Consider the following 19174-nt stretch of genomic DNA (forward strand, 5'->3'; position numbering starts at 1 on the left):
CCTGTCCGAGACCTGCGTCCGGATCTGCTACCGCGATTTTTGCTGCATCTGCTACTTTTCAGCGCTTTCCTTTCCCTCTATTGTTTGCGGATAATAGAACCCGCGTTTACCGCACAGCTGTCTTTCGAGGCACAGGGCGAAAAGTGGCAAAAAAGTCTTTGTGCAAGGCTCTTTGCCAGGCACCGCCAGGCCGACGAGGTACGGCAAGCATCACCACCGGCGAGACCCGTCTCTTTACCGACCCAACGCCTGGGCGAGCAGCGCCACGTGCAGCCGCAGACACACCGGACCATGTACCAATACACTGAGTTTGACAAATCCTTCGTACGCAGCCGCGCAGCACAGTTTCGCGACCAGGTCGAGCGATGGCAATCCGGTAAGCTCAGCGAGAACGACTTTCGTCCGCTACGTCTTCAAAACGGATGGTATGTGCAACGGCACGCTCCAATGCTGCGCGTTGCCGTGCCGTATGGAGAGTTGTCGAGTTCGCAGTTGCGTGTGCTCGCCCGGATTGCGCGCGAGTATGACGAGCCTGAGGCCGAGGTCTATCGGCTTGCTTGCGAAGCACAGCGCAAACTCGGCACTCTCCACCTGCCTACCCACTATGCGCATTTCACAACGCGCACCAATGTCCAGTTCAACTGGATTCCGCTCTCGAAAGCGGCGGACGTGATGGACCTGCTCGCCAGCGTCGACATGCATGGGATTCAGACCAGCGGCAACTGCATTCGCAACATTTCCTGCGACGAACGTGCCGGAGTCGCACCGGACGAGATCGCCGACCCGAGGCCATTCGCTGAAATCATGCGGCAATGGACTACGTTGCATCCCGAGTTTGCCTTTCTTCCGCGCAAGTTCAAGATTGCAATTACCGGCGCGGCCGAAGATCGGGCCGCGACGGAGTGGCACGATGTAGGTTTGCGGCTCATCAGGAACGAAGCAGGCGAACTTGGCTTTCGGGTGACAGTCGGCGGCGGAATGGGTCGCACGCCCATGATCGGCGCAGTGCTGCGTGAGTTTTTGCCGTGGCAGCAGATCATGAACTATATCGAGGCGGTTGTACGCGTCTATAACCGCTACGGTCGACGCGATAACAAGTACAAGGCGCGCATAAAAATCCTGGTCAAGGCCGAGGGGCAGCGCTATGTCGACGACGTGAACGAGGAATTTCGCCAGATCGTCGAATTCGATGGCGGACCGCATACCATTGCGCAGGCCGAACTCGACCGCGTCAGCGCTTCGTTCGTGCCGCCAGCCTTGCATAAGCGAACACCTGCGAACGTCGGCGGTGTCCGCATGGATCTGCGCGCACAAGCGGAAATCCATCCGCGTTTCGGGAAATGGTTGGAGCGCAACGTGGCGCTACACAAGGATCCGCAAATGCGTGTCGTGACCTTGTCATTCAAACGCCTGCTTCAGGCACCCGGTGACGCATCGGCCGATCAGCTCGATACTGTCGCCGAACTGGCCGCGCGATATTCGGCCGGTGAGGCACGCGTAACCCATACGCAAAATGTGGTGCTGCCGTGGGTCCATGCGGACGACCTTTTCCCGCTCTGGCAAGCCGCCTCCGACGCGGACCTGGCCAGTGCAAACGTGCGCCTTCTCACAGACATGATTGCGTGCCCGGGCGGCGATTTTTGCGCCCTTGCCAATGCACGTTCCATTCCGGTTGCACAGGCGATTGCCGAGCGTTATCAGGATCTCGACGAACTCGACGATATCGGCGAGATCGATTTGCATATCAGCGGCTGCATCAACTCATGCGGTCATCACCATAGCGGCCACATCGGCATTCTCGGCGTCGACAAGGACGGACAAGAGTGGTATCAGGTTACGCTGGGCGGAGCGGATGGGAAGAATTCGAGCGGTGTCGCGCAGCCAGGAAAAGTCATTGGACCGTCTTTCTCCTCGCATGAAATACCTGACGTCATAGAAGCGATACTCTCCACTTACCGCGATGTACGAAGCGCAGATGGAACGCGGGAGACGTTTATCCAGACAGTCAGGCGCGTCGGTCTCGAACCGTTCAAGCTTGCCGCCAACGGCGCCCGGTGCAAAACAGAGGTTTCATTGTGACAAATGGCACTCGACTGAAAATCCTGTCAACGTCCGAACATCTGGCGGACGATGTCGAGAACGCGACTCTGCTTCCCAATGACGCAGACCCGACTACGCTTGCAGAGCGGATTGAAACGATCGCACGCATCGATCTCCACTTCCCGGACTTCACAGACGGACGCGCATACAGCCAAGCCTATCTCCTACGCCGCAGGCTCGGATTCAAAGGTGACTTACGCGCCACCGGAGACGTTTTGATAGACCAGCTCGTCCAGATGCAGAGAACGGGATTCTCTAGCGCGGTACTCAAAGACGGTGTCGATCCGGCCGACGCGAAACGCCAGTTCGAGCGATTCCCCGGCTACTATCAGGCCGCCGCTGAAAAAACCAACGAAAAGCTCGAGCCGATGTGAAATCGAAACCGGTGCGGATAACCAACTGCCGTTGACGCACGCATTGAACGTTTGAAATAGCGCCGGCCCAATCGTCCCAGGCACGAACTGGCTACTTCGAAATCTTCTCCAGTTCGATTCCGTTGGTGCGTGGCCCCATCAAACCAATCGCGAGCATCACGATCAACATCGCACCTGCGATGAACACGAACACGCCGCCAGTGCCAAAGTGCTTCAACACGGCGGCGATCAGAAAGGCGGTGAAAATCGCCGAAAAGCGGCTCCACGAATAAACGAAACCGACTGCCCGCGCACGAATGCTGGTCGGAAAAAGCTCGGCCTGATACGCGTGGAAACTGTACGAAATGATGTTGCCCGCGAGCGTCAAACCTACACCGAGACTCACCAGCAACACAGCACCCGCCGCCTGACTGAACCACAGCCCGCAGACGATATTCACACCCGCCATCACCACGATCACCGTCTTGCGCTCGAAGCGGTCGCCGATAAAAAGCCCGATCACCGGACCGAGCGGTGCAGCCAGCGCGATCACGCTCGAATACATCAGACTCGTGGTGATCGTAATGCCCTGCTCGATCAGAAGCGTGGGCACCCAATTCGCAAAGCCGTAGAAGCCCACCGTCTGGAAGATATTGAAGATCGTCATCATCAGCGTACGGCTGCGGTACGGCGGCACCCACATATCGCGGAAGCTGCCGCGCGGCGCAACCGGCACCGGCGGCGCGGGCGGCGGCAGTTCGCGGCCGTACTCGCGGCGCACCTTCGTTTCGAGTTCGGTCATCACGCGATCGGCTTCGGCAAGACGTCCTTGTTGTGCGAGCCAGCGCGGGCTTTCCGGCAAGGCGCGGCGAATCCACCACACGAACAGCGCACCGTGTGCGCCGATCAGCACGACCCAGCGCCAACCGTCGAGGCCGAGCAGCGTGCGCGGCACCAATAGATACGAGAGAAATGCCACCACCGGCACCGCCGTAAAACCGACTGCCTGTTCGCACGCGAATGCGCGGCCGCGAATCTGCTTGGGCACCAGTTCCGAAATGTACGTGCCGATCGTCACCAGTTCCACGCCGATGCCGATCCCGGCCAGGAAGCGCCAGAAGTTCAGCCCGGTAGCCGTTTCCTGAAACGCCATCACGACGTTGGCCGCGGTATACCAGAGCAGCGAGTAGGTGAACACCGCACGGCGTCCGAAGCGATCCGCCAGAAAGCCGCACGCGATCGTGCCGATAAAGAGGCCGCTGAACAGCGCGGCAATGAAACTCGCTACGCCGGTCGAGCCGAACAGACCATGCGTGGTCGCGGTCAGCAGACCGCTTTTGACGAGGCCCGGCGCGACATAGCCCGAGTACAGCAGATCGTAGAGTTCGAAGAAGAAGCCGAGGCTCAGCAGCACCACCAGCTTCCAGATGGAGCGTGTGGCGGGCAGCCGGTCGAGGCGGGCGGAAATGCTGCCGGCGTCGACCGGAGTGGCCGCGCGCGCACTAGTCGCCGCCGTATCCGAATATACCGCGCCACTGCTGTTCGCGACGGAGCCGGCATGATCTGGGGATGCCATCCTGTCTGTCTCCTGTGTCGGTCGGAGTTAGCGCTTTAGCGCTTACTCCGACCCCATGCAAGTCATTGCGGTCGGTCGGAGTTAGCGCTTTAGCGCTTACTCCGGCCCCATGCAAGTCATTGCGGTCGGTCGGAGTTAGCGCTTTAGCGCTTACTCCGGCCCCATGCAAGCCACTGCGGTCCGCCAGAGTCGACGCTTTAGCGCCTATCTCGGCCCGTGGCCAGCATTCTAGCCGCGTGCGCGCTTCAATTGTTCGAGGGTCGCGATTTTCCCGGCCAGCTCGCTAGCTGCCACCGTAGACCGACTCGCATGACACACATCGATTGCCTATGAGGCAAACGCCCTTCCGTGCTCGACGCGGCTGCGCCGGCCAACCGCGAGTCGACTAACGCTCCGACTGCGGTGCAGCGGCGAGCATCTCCAGATGACGTGCTTCGGTTTCGTCGTCCGCGGGGAACATGCACTCGAGCCGTAGTTCCTGCGCCGCGACCGTTTGCGGCGTGCCCACGCTCGCGACCACCGAGAAATACTTCATGACGTGGCCGTCCTTGACGAAACCGATAGGAATGACCGGCATGGCCGCCGCCGAGGCGTCCGCAGCCAACGGATGGTCCGCCTCGAAGCTCGTGTGCACGGCTGGATAAGCCCGCAGCTCGTCAAGCAACTGCTGCATCCGATCATCGATCACGCGGCCCACCGACTCCCGGTAGACTCGCTGGATCAGGCTGTTCGCCACGGTTTGCCAATCGGCCACGACCGGGCGCATTCCGCCCGGGTCGAAAATTAGATGCAGCATGTTGCGCGGCCCCTTGCGTGCCGCCATATCGACAAAACAGTTGAAAAAGCGCGGCGCGGCGTCGTTTGTCATCAGCACATTCCAGTAGCGGTCCATAACCAGTGCCGGAAACGGCTCATGCTGACGCAGCATGCGTCCGAGCGCTTTCGTGACACTCTGCATTTCCTGCGCGTTCCACGCGCCGTCGGCGTAGATCGGCGCATAGCCCGCGGCCAGCAGCAGCGTATTGCGTTCGCGCAGCGGTATGTCGAGGGTCTGGGCGATATCCATCAGCATTTGACGGCTCGGCGCACTGCGCCCGCTTTCGATAAAGCTGATATGACGCTGCGAGACGCCGGCCCTGAACGACAGGTCGAGCTGGCTGATGCCGCGTATGTCTCGCCAGTGACGCAACAGCACGCCGAGATCGTTCGGCGGCGCATTTTTGACCGGATTCGCTGGGTTCATCGCTCTCTTGTCCGCAAGTCGATTCGGAATTGCCGGTGACGAGGGAACGCCGACATCCGTGATGCGCCGGCGCCGCAGTTCGACCGAAGCCTGCCGCCGAGCATACTCGCCCGGGCCGACCGTTTCTTCCCTCGCGCGACTCAAGCCGTCCAGGCGTGAACCTGGAACTGCGCTTCCAGCGGCGGCTGCGCGATGCTGCCCACGTAGTTCGTAATCGTCGACGCTGCCGCCACGGCGAGCACTTCAAGCACCTGATCGCGACGGAAACCGGCTGCGATGAACGCGCTCACATCGTGTTCGTCGAGATGTCCGCGCTTCTCGATCGCGGTCTTCGTCAACGCCGACAGCGCGGCACGCCGGCGGTCCGCAGGCTGCCGGCCTTCGCGAATCGCTTCGACATCTGCGGAGGTAAGCCCCTCGTTCAGCGCCAATGCCGTATGAAACGCGACCGCCCACGTACACGCGTTGGTCACCGCATTCGTCAACAGCAGCGTCTGGATCTGCGCTTCCGTGAACGTGCCCGCGTGGACTTTCTGGAACAGGTTGATGAAAGCGCCGATCAGCACGGGTGATTCGGCCATGACCCCCGCAATGTTGGGAATAAAGCCGAACGTCTGCTGGAGCTGCCGCAATACCGGTCGGGATTGCTCCGGTGCGGAGTCGATGGTGTGAAGCCGAAACGTCGACATGATGTGTCCTCGATAGTGGACGCGGTTCAACGTGAACTGCGCGAGAACCGAAGATTAGGCGCGGAGCGGAGGCTCGCCAATTACCTCGCATGTAATAGAAAGAGCGGATCGGGCCACCGGCTTCCCCGACGAGCCGCCCACGCGGCACAGTCACCGCCAATTGCCCGACAATGGAGACCGCGACGATCTGCCCGGAACACGTCGCCCCTTTAACTCTCCAGAGACCACGCCAATGAACAAACGCCAATTCCTGAGCAGCGCGGCTCTACTCGGCGCAAGCGCGGCCGCTGCGCCCGCGTTCGGCGGCCAGCCCGTCCGCAAACAAGCCTGCGCGGCATCTCCCGTCGTTCTTACGATCAGCGGCGCGATCAGGCGTCACAATCGCGGCGCGCTCGATCCCGCCTTCGACCAGTTGCTCGCCAAGCACCAGGTGAAGTTTTCCGAAGCATACGGCCTCGACGTCCCATTCATCGCCGGCATGCCGGCCGTGACGATCAAGCCCACCACGGAATACGATTCCCGCCCGCACGCCTTGAGCGGCCCCCTGCTCACCAACGTGCTGGAGCATGTCGGCGCGCCAACTGCGGGCAGCACGCAAATCGTCATGCACGCGGTAGACGGTTATGCCGTCGCGACGACACTCGACAAGGTGCGCGCCTATAAATTCATCGTGGCGACGCACATGGACGGCAAGCCGTTACCGCTTGGCGGCGTCGGCCCATTATGGGCAACCTACGACGCGGACAATATCCCCGAGTTGTCGGGCAAACCGCTCAAAGACCGCTTCGAACTGTCGCCCTGGGGGCTCTATCACCTGCAGGTTACTGGAGCGTAACTGTACGCCGCCGGCCGCGGCTCAACGCTTGCCCGGCGGCAAAAACTCCATCTGCTCTTCGACATACAACGCGTAGATCAGCTTCAGCATAGCGTTGATGTCTTCCGATTCGTCGAGCATGCGCATACTCATGATGATGGGCGAAACGAGATTCGGGTCGTCCAGATTCATGTAGCTCACGTCATCGCGCTTCAGGCCGTACACGCTGCTCGGCACGATCGCGACGCCTTCGCCGGCGGCCACGAGGCCGAGTGCAATCTGCAATTCACGCGTTTCGTACAGACGATTCGGTTTGAGCGAGCGGTCGTGAAACGCCGCGAGCACCTGGTCCGCAAAACTCGGGCGCGGCGCCTTGGGGAAAATGATCAGCGTCTCGCCGAGCAGATCGTGCAGCGACAGTTCCGGCTTCGACACAGTGAGCGGGTGCCCCAACGGCAGCGCCACGATCATGCGTTCCTCGCGCAGCACGACCCGGCGCACGCTCGGATCTTCGTGACGGATGCGGCCGAAGCCGACATCGATACGCCCTTCTTTCAACGCCTTGATCTGATCCATTGTCGACAGCTCGTGGAGGCTCAACTCCACCGCGCTGTTTTCATCGCGAAAGCGCCGGATGATTTTCGGCAGCATGCCGTATAGCGTCGAGCCGACGAAACCGACCGACAGGCTGCGCTCGATCTTGCCCACGCGCCTCGTCATCGATTCCAGTTCGGCGGTTTGCGCAAGCAATTGCACCGCGTGCGAATAAAAGAAGCGCCCCGTGTCGCTGAGATTGAGCGGGCGGGAGCCGCGCTCGAACAGCAGTACGCCGAGCGACTCCTCCAACTGCTGGATCTGGCGGCTGAGCGGCGGCTGCGCAATGTGCAGACGTTCGGCGGCGCGCGTGAAATTGCGCTCCTCGGCAACCGCGACGAAATAGCGTAAATGGCGCAATTCCATGACCATACCTTTTAGATATGAACCTGATACTAAAACGGTGTTGGACGCGTCAAACGGGCGCCAACTATCCTGCACCTACACCTGAAGCCTCCGCAAATTATACCTTTCAGGCATTGCATGGCGACAGCGGCAGCGTTTCGCGGCGCCGTTCGACAAGCACACTACTGTCAGGAGACAACCATGATTCCGATTTACCCCGATCGTCCGCCGCGCGTCACCGGCATCGACGACTTTCTGGTCGAAGACGCCGGGCGCGGCGACTATCGCCTGCATCGCAGTGCGTTCACCGACCCTGCTCTCTTTGAACTCGAAATGCGGCACATCTTCGAGGGCAACTGGATTTATCTGGCGCACGAAAGCCAGATTCCGAACAACAACGACTACTACACCACTCACATGGGACGACAGCCGGTCGTGATCGCGCGCAACCGGCAAGGCGAACTGAATGCGTTCATCAATGCATGCACGCATCGCGGCGCGATGCTCTGCCGCCACAAGCGCGGCAACAAAGCCACCTACACTTGCCCGTTTCACGGCTGGACTTTCAACAATAGCGGCAAGCTACTGAAGGTGAAAGACCCGGAAGAGGCCGGCTATCCCGACTGCTTCAACAAGGAAGGCTCGCACGACCTGAAAAAGATCGCGCGCTTCCAGAGCTATCGCGGCTTTCTTTTCGGCAGCCTGAATGCCGACGTGTTGCCGCTGGAAGAATTTCTCGGCGAGGCCGCGCGCATCATCGACATGATCGTCGACCAGTCGGAAGACGGACTGGAAGTACTGCGCGGCGCGTCGACGTATACGTATGAAGGCAACTGGAAGCTGCAAACCGAAAACGGCGCGGACGGCTATCACGTCTCCGCGGTTCACTGGAACTATGCCGCGACGACCAGCCACCGCAAGGAAGAAAACGCACGGGTCGATCAGGTCCGCGCAATGGACGCTGGCAACTGGGGCCGGCAAGGCGGCGGCTTCTATGCGTTCGAACATGGCCACATGTTGCTGTGGTCGCGCTGGGCCAATCCGGAAGACCGTCCGAATTACAGCCAGCGTGACGCGTTCGCCGCGCGTTGCGGCAGCGAAACCGCCGACTGGATGATCCAGAACTCGCGCAACCTGTGTCTCTATCCGAACGTGTATCTGATGGATCAGTTCGGTTCGCAGATCCGCCTGCTGCGTCCGCTCTCCGTCGACAAAACCGAAGTGACGATCTACTGCATCGCGCCCAAAGGCGAATCGGCCGAGGCGCGTGCCCGCCGTATCCGGCAATACGAAGACTTCTTCAATGTGAGCGGCATGGCCACGCCCGACGATCTCGAAGAGTTTCGCGCCTGTCAGCAAGGCTATGCCGGCAGCGCGCTCGAATGGAACGACATGTGCCGTGGCGCGCGCCACTGGATCGAAGGTCCGGACGAAGCAGCGAGCCGGATCGGTCTGAAGCCGTTGATGAGCGGCGTCAAAACCGAAGACGAAGGCCTTTACACCGTGCAGCATCGCTATTGGCTCCAGACGATGAAACAGGCTTTGCAGCCGCCAGTGGCACGCGCCGAATCCGCCGCAGGAGTCGACGCATGAAGCCGATCGCCATCACCGCTCTCGAAGCGTTTCTCTATCGCGAAGCGCGCCTGCTCGACGACGAGCAATGGGACGACTGGCTCCAGTGCTATCACCCCGACGCGGTGTTCTGGATGCCTTCATGGGACGACGAGGACAAGCTCGTCACCGATCCGCAGACGGAAATCTCGCTGATCTATTACCCGAATCGTCAGGGGCTCGAAGACCGCGTGTTCCGCATCAAGACCGAGCGCTCGAGCGCGACGATTCCGGACACACGGACCAGTCACAACATCAGCAACGTGGAACTGGAAAACAAGCAGGACGGCGTGTGCACCGTGCGCTTCAACTGGCACACGCTGAGCCACCGCTACAAGACGAATTACAGCTACTTCGGCATGTCGCGCTACGTGATCGACCTGTCGGGCGATGAGCCGCGGATTCTGAACAAGTATGTCGTGCTGAAGAACGACTACATCAATCAGGTCATCGACATTTACCACATCTGAGTAGACGTGGTTGGGGAGCAGCACATGGAACATAGCATTGCACTTCAATTCGAAGACGGCGTGACCCGCTTCATCACCTGCCGCGACAACGAAACGCTGTCGGACGCGGCGTATCGCCAGAAGGTCAACATTCCGCTCGACTGCCGCGACGGCGCGTGCGGCACGTGCCGCGGTTTCTGCGAATCCGGCCAGTACGATCTGCCCGCGTCGAGCTATATCGAAGACGCGCTAACCGAGGACGAAGCCGCCCAAGGCTACGTGCTCGCCTGTCAGACGCGGCCGCGCTCGGACTGCGTGATCCGCGTGCCGGCTTCTTCGGCGGCGTGCAAGACCGGTGTATCGAAGCATGCGGGCAAGCTGGCGACGATCGACAAACTCACCGACTCGACAATCCATTTTTCAATCGACGTGGACGAGCCGGAGCAACTGGGCTTTCTGCCAGGTCAATATGTGAACGTCGACATTCCGGGCAGCGACATCTTCCGTTCGTACTCTTTCAGTTCGGCCCCAGGCGCTGCGCAAGCCGCTTTCGTGGTCCGCAACGTGCCGGACGGCCGCATGAGCCGCTATCTGTGCGAGCACGCACAACCGGGGCAACGCATCACGTTTTCCGGTCCCTATGGCAGCTTCTATCTGCGCGAGCCGGTGCGGCCCGTGCTGTTTCTCGCGGGCGGAACCGGCATTGCACCGTTTCTCTCGATGTTGCAGGTTCTGAGTGCAAGCGGCAGCCCGCAACCGGTGCGCATGGTCTATGGCGTCACGCACGACAGAGACCTCGTGGGCACCGCGCAGCTCGATGAAGCGCAACGCGCGATCGGGCAATTCGAATACCGCACCTGTGTGGCCGACGCCGCCAGCGACCACGCCCGCAAAGGCTACGTCACGCAGCATGTGGACCCTGCCTGGCTCAACGACGGCGATGTCGATGTCTATCTGTGCGGCCCCGTCGCGATGGTCGAGGCTGTGCAGACATGGTTGCGCGAAACCGGCATCACACCGGCACATTTCTTCTACGAAAAGTTCTCGGCGAGCAACCTTGCATGATGACTATGACTTCGTCCTACCCACGCTTCCATGAAAAAGTCGTGGTCGTCACCGGCGCGGCGCAGGGTATCGGCCGTGGCGTCGCGCTGCGCGCGGCCGCCGAAGGCGCGATCGTCGTGCTCGCCGATCGCGCCGAACTCGTGCACGAAGTGGAGGCGGAGATCGCCGCCCTCGGCAGTCCTTCGCTCGCCGTGATCGCCGACCTGGAAACCTATGCCGGCGCGTGCAAGCTGATGCGAGCGGCGCTCGACGCCTTCGGCAAGATCGACGTGCTGATCAACAACGTGGGCGGCACCATCTGGGCCAAACCATACGAAGAGTATGAGGAAGCGCAGATCGAAGCCGAAGTGCGCCGCTCGCTGTTCCCCACCTTGTGGAGTTGCCGCGCGGTGTTGCCCGCCATGATCGCGCAGCGGCGCGGTGCGATCGTCAATGTATCGTCGATTGCCACGCGCAGTATCTATCGCGTGCCGTATGCGGCGTCCAAAGGCGGCGTGAACGCGTTGACGGCCAGTCTCGCCTTCGAACATGCCGGCGACGGCATTCGCGTGAACTCCGTCGCCACCGGCGGCACCGAGGCGCCGCCGCGCAAGGTGCCGCGCAATACCGCGCCGCAAAGCGAACAGGAAGCGCGCTGGTATCGAGGCATCGTCGATCAGACCATCGCTTCGAGTTTGATGCACCGTTACGGCACGATCGACGAACAGGTCGGCGCAATTCTGTTTCTCGCCTCGGACGAAGCGTCGTACATCACCGGCACCGTGTTGCCGGTAGGCGGCGGCGATCTCGGGTAGCGCGGCGCACGGGTCAGGTGAGCGCGTGGCCCGCGTCGGCGAATCGCTCCACGCACGCCTGTCTCACCCGCTCGACCGGCATCGACCAATCCTCGCCCGGTGCGCGGCGGAACAGGCGCAGCGTGTGCGGATACCACGGCGAATCGCTGCGTTCGTGCATCCAGCGCCAGTCGATATCTTTTTCCGGCAGCATCACCCAGCAAGGCTTGCCGAGCGATGCGGCCAGATGCGCGGTGGACGTGTCCACGGCAATCACCAGATCGAGTTGCGCGATGATCGCGGCACTGTCCGCGAAATCCGTCACGCGCGAGCCGAGGTCGAGCAGCGGCTGACCGGCGGGAGGATGTCTCGCTTCGTCCTCGCCGCATCCTTTTTGCAGACTCACGAAACTCACGCCGGGCACGCTCCAGAGCGGCGCCAGCATGGCGAGCGAGGGGATCGACCGATTCGCGTCGTTATGATGGTTCGCGTTGCCCTTCCACACCAGACCGATCTTGCGGGCGGCCGGCAGCGCATCCAGCAGCGGCCGCCACCGTTCGACCAGAGACGGCTCCGCAGCGAGACACACAGGCCGCGGAATCGTATCCACGTTCGTACCCAGATGCAGCGGCGCGCTCAGCAGGCTCGTCCAGCAGTCGTAAGCAGCCGCGTTTGCGCGCGCTGTGTCGTGATCGAGCACGGCGTCCACACCATCGACGCAACCCATCAACCTGTGCAGCGACGGCGCGCATGCAAAGGCGATGCGCGAGGCGCCCCGCGCCTTCAACAAAGCGAAATAGCGGCTGAACTGGATCATGTCGCCCAGGCCGTCTTCCTGCCACACCAGCAAGGACTTGCCCGCCAGCGGACCGCCCTGCCATTGCGGGCAGCCCAGCATCGAAGCGGTTTTGTAATGGACGAAGCCGCGCTGCTCGTAGCGGCACTCGTACAGGCGCCATCCTTCGTCGAAGCGACCCATGCCGAGCAGCAGGACGGCCAGACCGAATTTCGCGTCGCCGTAATCGGCACGTAAAGCGAGCGCCCGGCGATACGCGTTTTCGGCCCCGGATAGTTGCATGAGTTGCGCCAACGCCGCGCCCAGGTTGTAGTGCGCCTCCGCCAGATCCGGACATACGCCAAGCGCTTGCTCGAAAGCCTCGACCGCCGCAGTCAGACGATCGAGCCGGCGAAGCACGCAACCCAGGTTGTTGTACGCACGGACGAGATCGGGCCGCAGGCGGATCGCCTCGCGGTAGGCCATTTCCGCCTCGAACAGCCGCTCCAGTTTGCCCAGCGTCACGCCGAGGTTGTAGTGCGCTTCCGCATAATCAGGACGTTGCGAGATTGCTTCGCGATAGGCGGCTTCGGCTTCGGGCAAGCGTTCGAAATCAGCGAGCACCGTGCCGAGATTCAGGTGGGCTTCCGCGTAATCCGCACGAATGGCAAGTGCAAGGCGAAAAGCCAGCTCGGCTTCGGCGAGACGGAACGTGGCCTTCAGGACACCGCCGAGGTTATTGAGCGCCTCGGGATAGTGCGGCCGGATTGCCAGCGCCTCACGGTAGGCAGCGTCCGCTTCGGCGAGACGGCCCAGCTCCGTCAGCACGTTGCCCAGGTTGTTATGGACTTCGGCGTGGCCAGGCAGTCCCGTCACGGCGCGGCGAAACGCCGCTTCCGCTTCGTGCGGGCGGCCCAGGTCGTGCAACACAATGCCGCGGTTGTAGTGGGCTTCGGCGTAGTCGGGACGAAGCGCCAGCGCCTCGCGATAGGACGCCTCCGCCTCCTCCTTGTAGCCGAGGCCGTAGAGCACGGCGCCGAAATGATTGCGGGCGTCGGCGTGGGCGGGCTGCAGCGCGACCAGTTGCCGGTACATCGCTTTGGCTGCGGACAGGCGCCCTAACGACTTGAGCAGCATGCCGAGGCTGCCGTACACCTCCGCGTAGCCGGGTTTGATGCGCAGACAGCGGCGCCAATGGTGTTCCGCATCCGCGGGCCGTTGCAACGCGAAAGAACACGCGCCCGCGATATTCAACGCGTCGGCCCGCGCGCCGTCCGGCAGCGCACCACCTTCCAGCAGCGGCGTCACCATCAATAAAGCCTCCGCGAATTGACCGGCGGAGAACAACGAGACGGCCAGCTGGTTGATGTCGTCGATCGGGGACGCGAGCTGCTTGTCGGTCATGAGTTCGTGGTAACTGGAGTCGGCGGTGATCCGGCCGGGAAAGCGAACATTTACCACGCAGCTTACGGGAATCGGCGCACCTGTAACGCGCCGAAATGAGCGGCTTTCGGGCTTCTAATCTCACGCTATAACCAGGATCACCCGAGAAAAGACGGCACGGCGATGTTAGAATCGCCCGCGTCTTTACGCCTACCATCATGACTCTAAGCTCCCGCAACCGCATGACCGCCTGGCTTGGCCTGTTCGCCATGTGGCTCGTCGTGTTCGCGCCGGTCGTGAGTCAGATGCTGGTGTCCAACCGTGCGCACGAGCCGATCGCCGCGCTTTGTTCCGCGCTCCAGCCTCGTGATTTGGGCATGGCGAGCGCCACGACTCAGGCCGCCCCGGCGCCGGTTCATTTGAGCCACGACGACGCATTCGGCGCGTGCGGCTACTGTCATCTGCTGCAACACCACGTCGCCATGCCGACGGTCGCCTCGGTCGAGCCGCCGGCCGCCGTCGTGCTGGCGGGCACTGCCCCGCCCACGCTCTCCACCCGCTTCACGCCGCTCGGCGCATTTCCGTCCGGCCGCCCCAGAGCTCCGCCCGCCGTTTCCTGATCGCTGCCAGTCCTGATCGCGCATTCGCCGCACCCGTCGAGGGGGCGCGCGATCGCCTGTTCCATGCATCAAGGAAACGTTCATGTTCAACTTCGTCCTGCGAAGGCTGTCCCTTCGCGCCCGCAGCGGCGTGCGCAGCCTCTCGTTTCAAGCGCTGCCCCAGTCGCTTTTCCCGGCCTGCCTGCCTGCCATCGTTCCGGCGTTCGTACCGGCTTTCGTCGCCTCGCCCGCTCACGCGCAGAGCGCGAGCGCCGAAGCCACGCTGCCCGTCGTCAGTGTCAGTGCGAGCGCGAATGCGGTCGCCGCGCCGCGCGCCGTCGATCCCAACCTGCCGGCCTCGGTCGAAACCGTCACCCCCGAGCAGTTCGGCAACTGGAACGTCGTCAATACGGAAGACGTGCTGAAGTACATGCCGAACCTCGCCGTGCGCAAACGCTTTATCGGCGACCTCAATTCGATCATCGCCGTGCGCGGCACCAGCAACACGCAAAGCGCGCGAGGTCTCGTCTACACAGACGGTCTGCTGCTCAGCAACCTGCTCGGCAACAGCTATTCGTTTCCGCCGCGCTGGTCGATGGTGTTTCCCGACGAGATCCAGCAAGTGGATGTGATCTACGGGCCGTTTTCCGCGCTCTATCCGGGCAATTCGCTCGGCGCGACCGTGCTCATCAGCACACGCATGCCGAAGCAGTTCGAAGCGAGCGCCGACGTCAAAGGCTTTACCCAGCACTTCAGCCTGTTCGGGGTGAACCAGAATTTCAACGGCAGTGAAGCGAGCGCAACGATTGGAGACCGCATCGGCAAGTTCTCGTATCTACTCGGCGTCAATCACCTGGAAAACACCAGCCAGCCGCTGCAATTCGCCACGCTGGCCCAGTCACATACGCCCGCGAAAGCCGGCGACATACCGGTAACCGGCGCGTATTTCTACAACAACCAGACCAACACACCGACGGCGGTGCTCGGCGTGAACGGCGAAGGTATAGAACATACGGTGCAGGACCAGTTCAAGCTGAAAACCCAGTACGACTTCACGCCGACACTGCAAGGCGGCTTCACGCTCGGCTATTGGCATCAGACGTATAACAGCCAGACATCGAGTTTCCTGCGCGATGCGAACGGCAATCCGGTATACAGCGGCAAGGTCGCGATCGACGGCTATGAATACACGATTCCCGCCGCCGCCCTCGCCCCGAGTCTCGGACATAGCGAGAACTGGCTCTATGGCGTGTCGTTGAAAACGCGCAATGCCACTGGCTGGAATGGCGAGGCCATTGCTTCGTACTACGACGTCAGCGACAGCGTGGCGCGCACCGCGAATTCGGGCGCGCCGGGCAATGGCCCCGGCACCGTGATTTTCGGCGACGGCACCGGCTGGAAAACGCTCGATCTGCGCAGCACCTATACGCCCGCGACGAACCAGGCAGGTCTCACGAACCATGCGCTGAGCTTCGGCTATCACTACGACAACTACTTCCTCGACAACGAGAGCTACAACACGCTGAACTGGCGCGACGGCACGGCCACCTCGTTCGCCAATGCGTTCGCCGGCAAGACCCAGACCCAGGCGCTCTACGCACAGGACGCATGGCGCTTTCTGCCACGCTGGAAGCTCGTCTACGGCGTGCGCTACGAGGACTGGCGGGCCTACGGCGGTTCGCAGTCGCTGGCCGGCACGACCCTGCCGTACAGCGACGTAAGCCAGCAGCATTTCTCGCCGAAAGCCTCCTTGTCGTTCGATGTTACCGACGACCTGACCTTGCGTGCGTCCATTGGCCGCGCGTATCGCTTCCCGACGGTCAGCGAGCTGTTCCAGGGGCAAATCAACGGCTCATCGATCGTCAACAACAATCCGAACCTGAAACCCGAAGACGATCTCTCCAAGGAACTGACCGCCGAATGGGCGCACTGGAATGGCGTGTTCCGTTTCTCGCTGTTTCAGGACGACGTGAAGAACACGATCTTCAGCCAGACCGATACGACCGTGATTCCCAACGTGACGAACTTCCAGAACATCGGCAAGGTTCGCTCGCGCGGCGTGGAGACGAGCTACTCGGGAGAGGACGTGCTGGTGCACGGCCTGGACCTGCTGGCAAGCGTGGCCTACACGCAGTCGAAGATCCTCGAAAATGCGCAAAACCCCGCCACGGTCGGCAAGTACTTCTACCGGATTCCGCTGTGGCGCGCGGATATCGCCGCGACGTATCACTTCGGCGAACGCGCGGCATTCACACTCGCCGCGCGTTACTCGGGACGCCAGTACAACACGCTCACCAATACCGACACGAATCCGGACGTGTTCGGCGGCACCAGTTCGTACACGGTGGCCGACGCGAAATTCACCTTAAGGCCGAACAAGATGAGCGAAGTCGGCATCGGCGTCGACAACCTGTTCGATGCCCGCTACTTCGTCTATCACCCGTACCCCGGCCGCACGTTCTACGTCGAAGCGAAGCTGCGCATGTAAGCGCGCCCGACTTGCCGCATGCACACCGGCACCGCTAGAACCGATCGATTCATTTATTGCTCCAGGAGGATTTCATGTCCACCACCGCTACCACCACTATCGCTGACGCACGACGCGCGCCCCCTGCGACCAGCGCGGCTCACCCCGGCTATCGCACGCTCTGGCGCTGGCATTTTTATGCGGGCCTCTTCGTCATGCCGTTTCTGGTCGTGCTGGCGATCACCGGCACTCTATATTGCTTCCAGCCGCAGATCGAACCACTGCTTTATCCGGAACGTCTGATCGTCGCACCCCAAGCCGTGCCCAGGCTGCCCGCAGAAGCGCTGCTCGCCAAAGCGCGTTCGGCCATGCCGCGGGGCGCATCCGCGGTGACCGCCGTCGTCGATAGCGACCCGCGGCGCAGCGCCGAATTCGTCTTCCGTCTCGCGGACGGCAGTAAACAGAGCGTCTATGTGAACCCCTACACCGGTGCAGTGCTGGGCACGCTGAGCGTCGAGCGGCGCTTCATGCAGGTGGACCGGATGCTTCATCGCAAGCTGTTGCTCGGCAAACCCGGCGAGCTGCTGATGGAACTCGCCGCATGCTGGACGCTTGTGATGATCGGCACCGGCGTCGCCCTGTGGTGGCCGCGTGAGAAAACCACGGCACGTAGGGCGCTATTGCCGCGTTTCACACTGAAGGGCCGCACGCTATGGAAAAACATCCACACTGTGATGGGCATCTGGCTCGCGCTCGGCGCAATTGCGTTCGTGTTGACGGGGCTGCCCTGGACGGGATCGTGGGGCAAGCAGTTCAAGGCACTCGCAACCGCAGCGAATCTCGGCGCGCCGCCGGGTTCCTGGGGTGGCCTGGCGTTGCGTTCGACCCTGCCTGGTACGGGCGACATGCAAGTCGCCGAAGCCGACACGCGTGCGCAAAACGCGGCGCGTGACGAGCATGCCGGGCACAGCGGCCACCATACCGCCGCAGCCGGCATGGACTCGATGCCCGGCATGGTGATGGACGACCTGCCTCTGCCGCTCACGCCCTGGGCGGTCGGCAACACGCCGGTACCCAACTCCGCTTCCGCCGGCGCAAGCCCGGCGCACCCACTGCCGCTCGGACGCGTGGTCGCGCTGGCCGCATCGCTCGGTGTGACGGACGGCTATAACATCGTGCTGCCGACCTCCATGACCGGCGTCTACACCGTGTCGTACTTTCCGGCCGACCCGAAAGACGAACGCACGCTGTACATCGACCAATACAACGGCGCGATCCTGAAGGACATTCGCTATAGCGACTACGGCGCGGTGTCGAAGGCGGTGTCGTATGGCACGTCGCTGCATATGGGCCGTTATTTCGGCCTCGCCAACCAGCTTCTCTGCACCGCTATTTCTCTGGGGCTGGCGGCAATGGCCGTCACCGGATGCGTGATGTGGTGGAAGCGTCGGCCGCAACGCTCGCTCAGCGCGCCGTCGCGCGAACGGGCCGCGCCGCCCATGCGCGGCTGGAAAACCGGCCTCGTTCTGCTCGGCGTCGTGTTCCCGTTGATGGGCGCCACGCTGCTCGCGGTGTGGCTCATGGATCGCGCGATCTTCGGCCGGGAACGCGCGCGGACCTAGAACACGCCCGGAATCACGCGGTAACGTACGCGGTCTTTATAGGTCCGATACCCCTCGTCCGCTGAGAGAATCTGCTCCTCGCTCACGATGCGCCCCACCTGCAGCGCGAACTGGCAGCCGTATACCAGCAGATTCTGCAAACCGAAGTTCACCAGCAGAAAGCCGATGTCGGTCACGAAGTAGCCGAGGTACATGGGATGGCGCACGAAGCGATAGGCTCCGCGCGATACGACACCGCGGTTGGCCGGCAGGATGCCGAACGAGCGGCGCAGCGAAGCCTTGGCGAACAGCTGCCAGAAAATCCCCAGCAGTTGCAGCGCGGCGCCGATAGTCTCCGGCACGAGTTGCGCGCCGGGCGCGAGACGCACGGCCAGAAAGTAGTAGGTGCCGCCCATCGAACAGATGAAAGCGAACGGCCGCCAGTCGCGCCTGGTGGGCACCCTCGTGAAAAGCGACAAGCCCACCGTGAAACATGCCGCGACCACCAGCAACAACAGCGTGATCCGCGACGGCGCCGCCCACCACTGCGCAATCGCGGCACACGCGAACAGGCTCAGCATGGTCGCGGCGCCCACGCGCGTGGCCACTTCCACCAGCGCGTGACGCACGCCGCCTTCATTGCCTGCAGTTGCAGGCACGGCACTCGTAGCCGAAGTGCTTTGCGTGCTGACCGCGAGGGGCAGGTCTTGCAGAGATGTCGTCGGAGTCATGGCATG

16 protein-coding genes are annotated in these 19174 nt (G+C 62.2%); 10 read left to right on the plus strand and 6 right to left on the minus strand.

The window, feature by feature from the left end; genetic code table 11:
* The first annotated feature begins 291 nt into the window (after positions 1 to 291).
* Together PDMSB3_RS30615 and PDMSB3_RS30620 are read left to right on the plus strand one after the other, a co-directional pair.
* The gene (locus PDMSB3_RS30615; RefSeq protein WP_035516730.1) at positions 292 to 2079 is read left to right on the plus strand and encodes a nitrite/sulfite reductase; all 1788 of its coding nucleotides are present in this window, start codon (positions 292 to 294) and stop codon (positions 2077 to 2079) included.
* Entirely contained in the window at positions 2076 to 2474 is a 399-nt protein-coding gene (locus PDMSB3_RS30620; protein WP_007177797.1) for a DUF934 domain-containing protein, read from the plus strand. The genes PDMSB3_RS30615 and PDMSB3_RS30620 overlap by 4 nt, the downstream gene beginning before the upstream one ends.
* Positions 2475 to 2565: 91 nt before the next feature.
* On the opposite strand, the gene PDMSB3_RS30625 is transcribed toward PDMSB3_RS30620, so the two are convergent.
* From PDMSB3_RS30625 to PDMSB3_RS30635, 3 genes are all read right to left on the minus strand, one after another.
* Positions 2566 to 4029: an MFS transporter gene (locus PDMSB3_RS30625; RefSeq protein WP_165188686.1), complete on the minus strand. Its 1464-nt coding sequence runs from the start codon at positions 4027 to 4029 to the stop codon at positions 2566 to 2568.
* 385 nt (positions 4030 to 4414) lie between these two features.
* The gene (locus PDMSB3_RS30630; RefSeq protein WP_165188688.1) at positions 4415 to 5272 is read right to left on the minus strand and encodes a helix-turn-helix domain-containing protein; all 858 of its coding nucleotides are present in this window, start codon (positions 5270 to 5272) and stop codon (positions 4415 to 4417) included.
* A 140-nt stretch (positions 5273 to 5412) separates the two neighbouring features.
* Positions 5413 to 5961: a carboxymuconolactone decarboxylase family protein gene (locus PDMSB3_RS30635; RefSeq protein ID WP_007177800.1), complete on the minus strand. Its 549-nt coding sequence runs from the start codon at positions 5959 to 5961 to the stop codon at positions 5413 to 5415.
* Between the two features lie 232 nt (positions 5962 to 6193).
* Between PDMSB3_RS30635 and PDMSB3_RS30640 the strand changes: the two genes are divergently transcribed.
* Positions 6194 to 6796: a molybdopterin-dependent oxidoreductase gene (locus tag PDMSB3_RS30640; RefSeq protein WP_007177801.1), complete on the plus strand. Its 603-nt coding sequence runs from the start codon at positions 6194 to 6196 to the stop codon at positions 6794 to 6796.
* A 21-nt stretch (positions 6797 to 6817) separates the two neighbouring features.
* Here PDMSB3_RS30640 and PDMSB3_RS30645 read toward each other — a convergent pair whose 3' ends face one another.
* Positions 6818 to 7735, minus strand: coding sequence for a LysR family transcriptional regulator (locus PDMSB3_RS30645; protein ID WP_007177802.1), 918 nt, complete (start codon positions 7733 to 7735; stop codon positions 6818 to 6820).
* 180 nt (positions 7736 to 7915) lie between these two features.
* Between PDMSB3_RS30645 and benA the strand changes: the two genes are divergently transcribed.
* The 4 genes from benA to PDMSB3_RS30665 are packed head-to-tail and all read left to right on the plus strand — an operon-like array spanning position 7916 to position 11633.
* Positions 7916 to 9307 carry a benzoate 1,2-dioxygenase large subunit gene (benA, locus tag PDMSB3_RS30650; protein ID WP_007177803.1) on the plus strand — a complete coding sequence of 464 codons (1392 nt, stop codon included), beginning with the start codon at positions 7916 to 7918 and terminating at the stop codon, positions 9305 to 9307.
* Positions 9304 to 9795 (plus strand): benzoate 1,2-dioxygenase small subunit, encoded by a 492-nt coding sequence (gene benB, locus PDMSB3_RS30655; protein ID WP_007177804.1) that lies wholly within the window; start codon positions 9304 to 9306, stop codon positions 9793 to 9795. Before benA ends, benB begins: the two co-directional genes overlap by 4 nt.
* Positions 9796 to 9819: 24 nt before the next feature.
* Entirely contained in the window at positions 9820 to 10839 is a 1020-nt protein-coding gene (gene benC, locus PDMSB3_RS30660; protein WP_007177805.1) for a benzoate 1,2-dioxygenase electron transfer component BenC, read from the plus strand.
* Between the two features lie 5 nt (positions 10840 to 10844).
* Positions 10845 to 11633, plus strand: coding sequence for a 1,6-dihydroxycyclohexa-2,4-diene-1-carboxylate dehydrogenase (locus tag PDMSB3_RS30665; protein ID WP_035517306.1), 789 nt, complete (start codon positions 10845 to 10847; stop codon positions 11631 to 11633).
* A 13-nt stretch (positions 11634 to 11646) separates the two neighbouring features.
* On the opposite strand, the gene PDMSB3_RS30670 is transcribed toward PDMSB3_RS30665, so the two are convergent.
* Positions 11647 to 13791, minus strand: a complete 2145-nt coding sequence (locus PDMSB3_RS30670; RefSeq protein ID WP_007177807.1) for a tetratricopeptide repeat protein — start codon at positions 13789 to 13791, stop codon at positions 11647 to 11649.
* A 197-nt stretch (positions 13792 to 13988) separates the two neighbouring features.
* Between PDMSB3_RS30670 and PDMSB3_RS30675 the strand changes: the two genes are divergently transcribed.
* The 3 genes from PDMSB3_RS30675 (at position 13989) to PDMSB3_RS30685 (ending at position 18458) form a co-directional block, all read left to right on the plus strand.
* Positions 13989 to 14390 (plus strand): DUF2946 domain-containing protein, encoded by a 402-nt coding sequence (locus PDMSB3_RS30675; protein ID WP_165188690.1) that lies wholly within the window; start codon positions 13989 to 13991, stop codon positions 14388 to 14390.
* Positions 14391 to 14472: 82 nt separating this feature from the next.
* Entirely contained in the window at positions 14473 to 16857 is a 2385-nt protein-coding gene (locus tag PDMSB3_RS30680) for a TonB-dependent receptor (protein ID WP_165188692.1), read from the plus strand.
* A 74-nt stretch (positions 16858 to 16931) separates the two neighbouring features.
* Entirely contained in the window at positions 16932 to 18458 is a 1527-nt protein-coding gene (locus PDMSB3_RS30685) for a PepSY-associated TM helix domain-containing protein (protein WP_007177810.1), read from the plus strand.
* Here the strand turns inward: PDMSB3_RS30685 and PDMSB3_RS30690 are convergent.
* Positions 18455 to 19168 (minus strand): methyltransferase family protein, encoded by a 714-nt coding sequence (locus PDMSB3_RS30690; protein ID WP_165188694.1) that lies wholly within the window; start codon positions 19166 to 19168, stop codon positions 18455 to 18457. The genes PDMSB3_RS30685 and PDMSB3_RS30690 overlap by 4 nt on opposite strands.
* Positions 19169 to 19174: the final 6 nt, after the last annotated feature.

Source organism: Paraburkholderia dioscoreae, from assembly GCF_902459535.1.
GTDB lineage: Bacteria > Pseudomonadota > Gammaproteobacteria > Burkholderiales > Burkholderiaceae > Paraburkholderia > Paraburkholderia dioscoreae.

What these genes read in the sequence shown, in the direction of transcription:
- PDMSB3_RS30615 (WP_035516730.1), top strand. Translation starts at nt 292, where the DNA reads ATGTACCAATACACTGAGTTTGACAAATCCTTCGTACGCAGCCGCGCA.
- PDMSB3_RS30625 (WP_165188686.1), bottom strand. Translation starts at nt 4,029, where the DNA reads ATGGCATCCCCAGATCATGCCGGCTCCGTCGCGAACAGCAGTGGCGCG.
- PDMSB3_RS30630 (WP_165188688.1), bottom strand. Translation starts at nt 5,272, where the DNA reads ATGAACCCAGCGAATCCGGTCAAAAATGCGCCGCCGAACGATCTCGGC.
- PDMSB3_RS30635 (WP_007177800.1), bottom strand. Translation starts at nt 5,961, where the DNA reads ATGTCGACGTTTCGGCTTCACACCATCGACTCCGCACCGGAGCAATCC.
- PDMSB3_RS30640 (WP_007177801.1), top strand. Translation starts at nt 6,194, where the DNA reads ATGAACAAACGCCAATTCCTGAGCAGCGCGGCTCTACTCGGCGCAAGC.
- PDMSB3_RS30645 (WP_007177802.1), bottom strand. Translation starts at nt 7,735, where the DNA reads ATGGAATTGCGCCATTTACGCTATTTCGTCGCGGTTGCCGAGGAGCGC.
- benA (WP_007177803.1), top strand. Translation starts at nt 7,916, where the DNA reads ATGATTCCGATTTACCCCGATCGTCCGCCGCGCGTCACCGGCATCGAC.
- benB (WP_007177804.1), top strand. Translation starts at nt 9,304, where the DNA reads ATGAAGCCGATCGCCATCACCGCTCTCGAAGCGTTTCTCTATCGCGAA.
- benC (WP_007177805.1), top strand. Translation starts at nt 9,820, where the DNA reads ATGGAACATAGCATTGCACTTCAATTCGAAGACGGCGTGACCCGCTTC.
- PDMSB3_RS30665 (WP_035517306.1), top strand. Translation starts at nt 10,845, where the DNA reads ATGACTTCGTCCTACCCACGCTTCCATGAAAAAGTCGTGGTCGTCACC.
- PDMSB3_RS30670 (WP_007177807.1), bottom strand. Translation starts at nt 13,791, where the DNA reads ATGACCGACAAGCAGCTCGCGTCCCCGATCGACGACATCAACCAGCTG.
- PDMSB3_RS30675 (WP_165188690.1), top strand. Translation starts at nt 13,989, where the DNA reads ATGACTCTAAGCTCCCGCAACCGCATGACCGCCTGGCTTGGCCTGTTC.
- PDMSB3_RS30680 (WP_165188692.1), top strand. Translation starts at nt 14,473, where the DNA reads ATGTTCAACTTCGTCCTGCGAAGGCTGTCCCTTCGCGCCCGCAGCGGC.
- PDMSB3_RS30685 (WP_007177810.1), top strand. Translation starts at nt 16,932, where the DNA reads ATGTCCACCACCGCTACCACCACTATCGCTGACGCACGACGCGCGCCC.
- PDMSB3_RS30690 (WP_165188694.1), bottom strand. Translation starts at nt 19,168, where the DNA reads ATGACTCCGACGACATCTCTGCAAGACCTGCCCCTCGCGGTCAGCACG.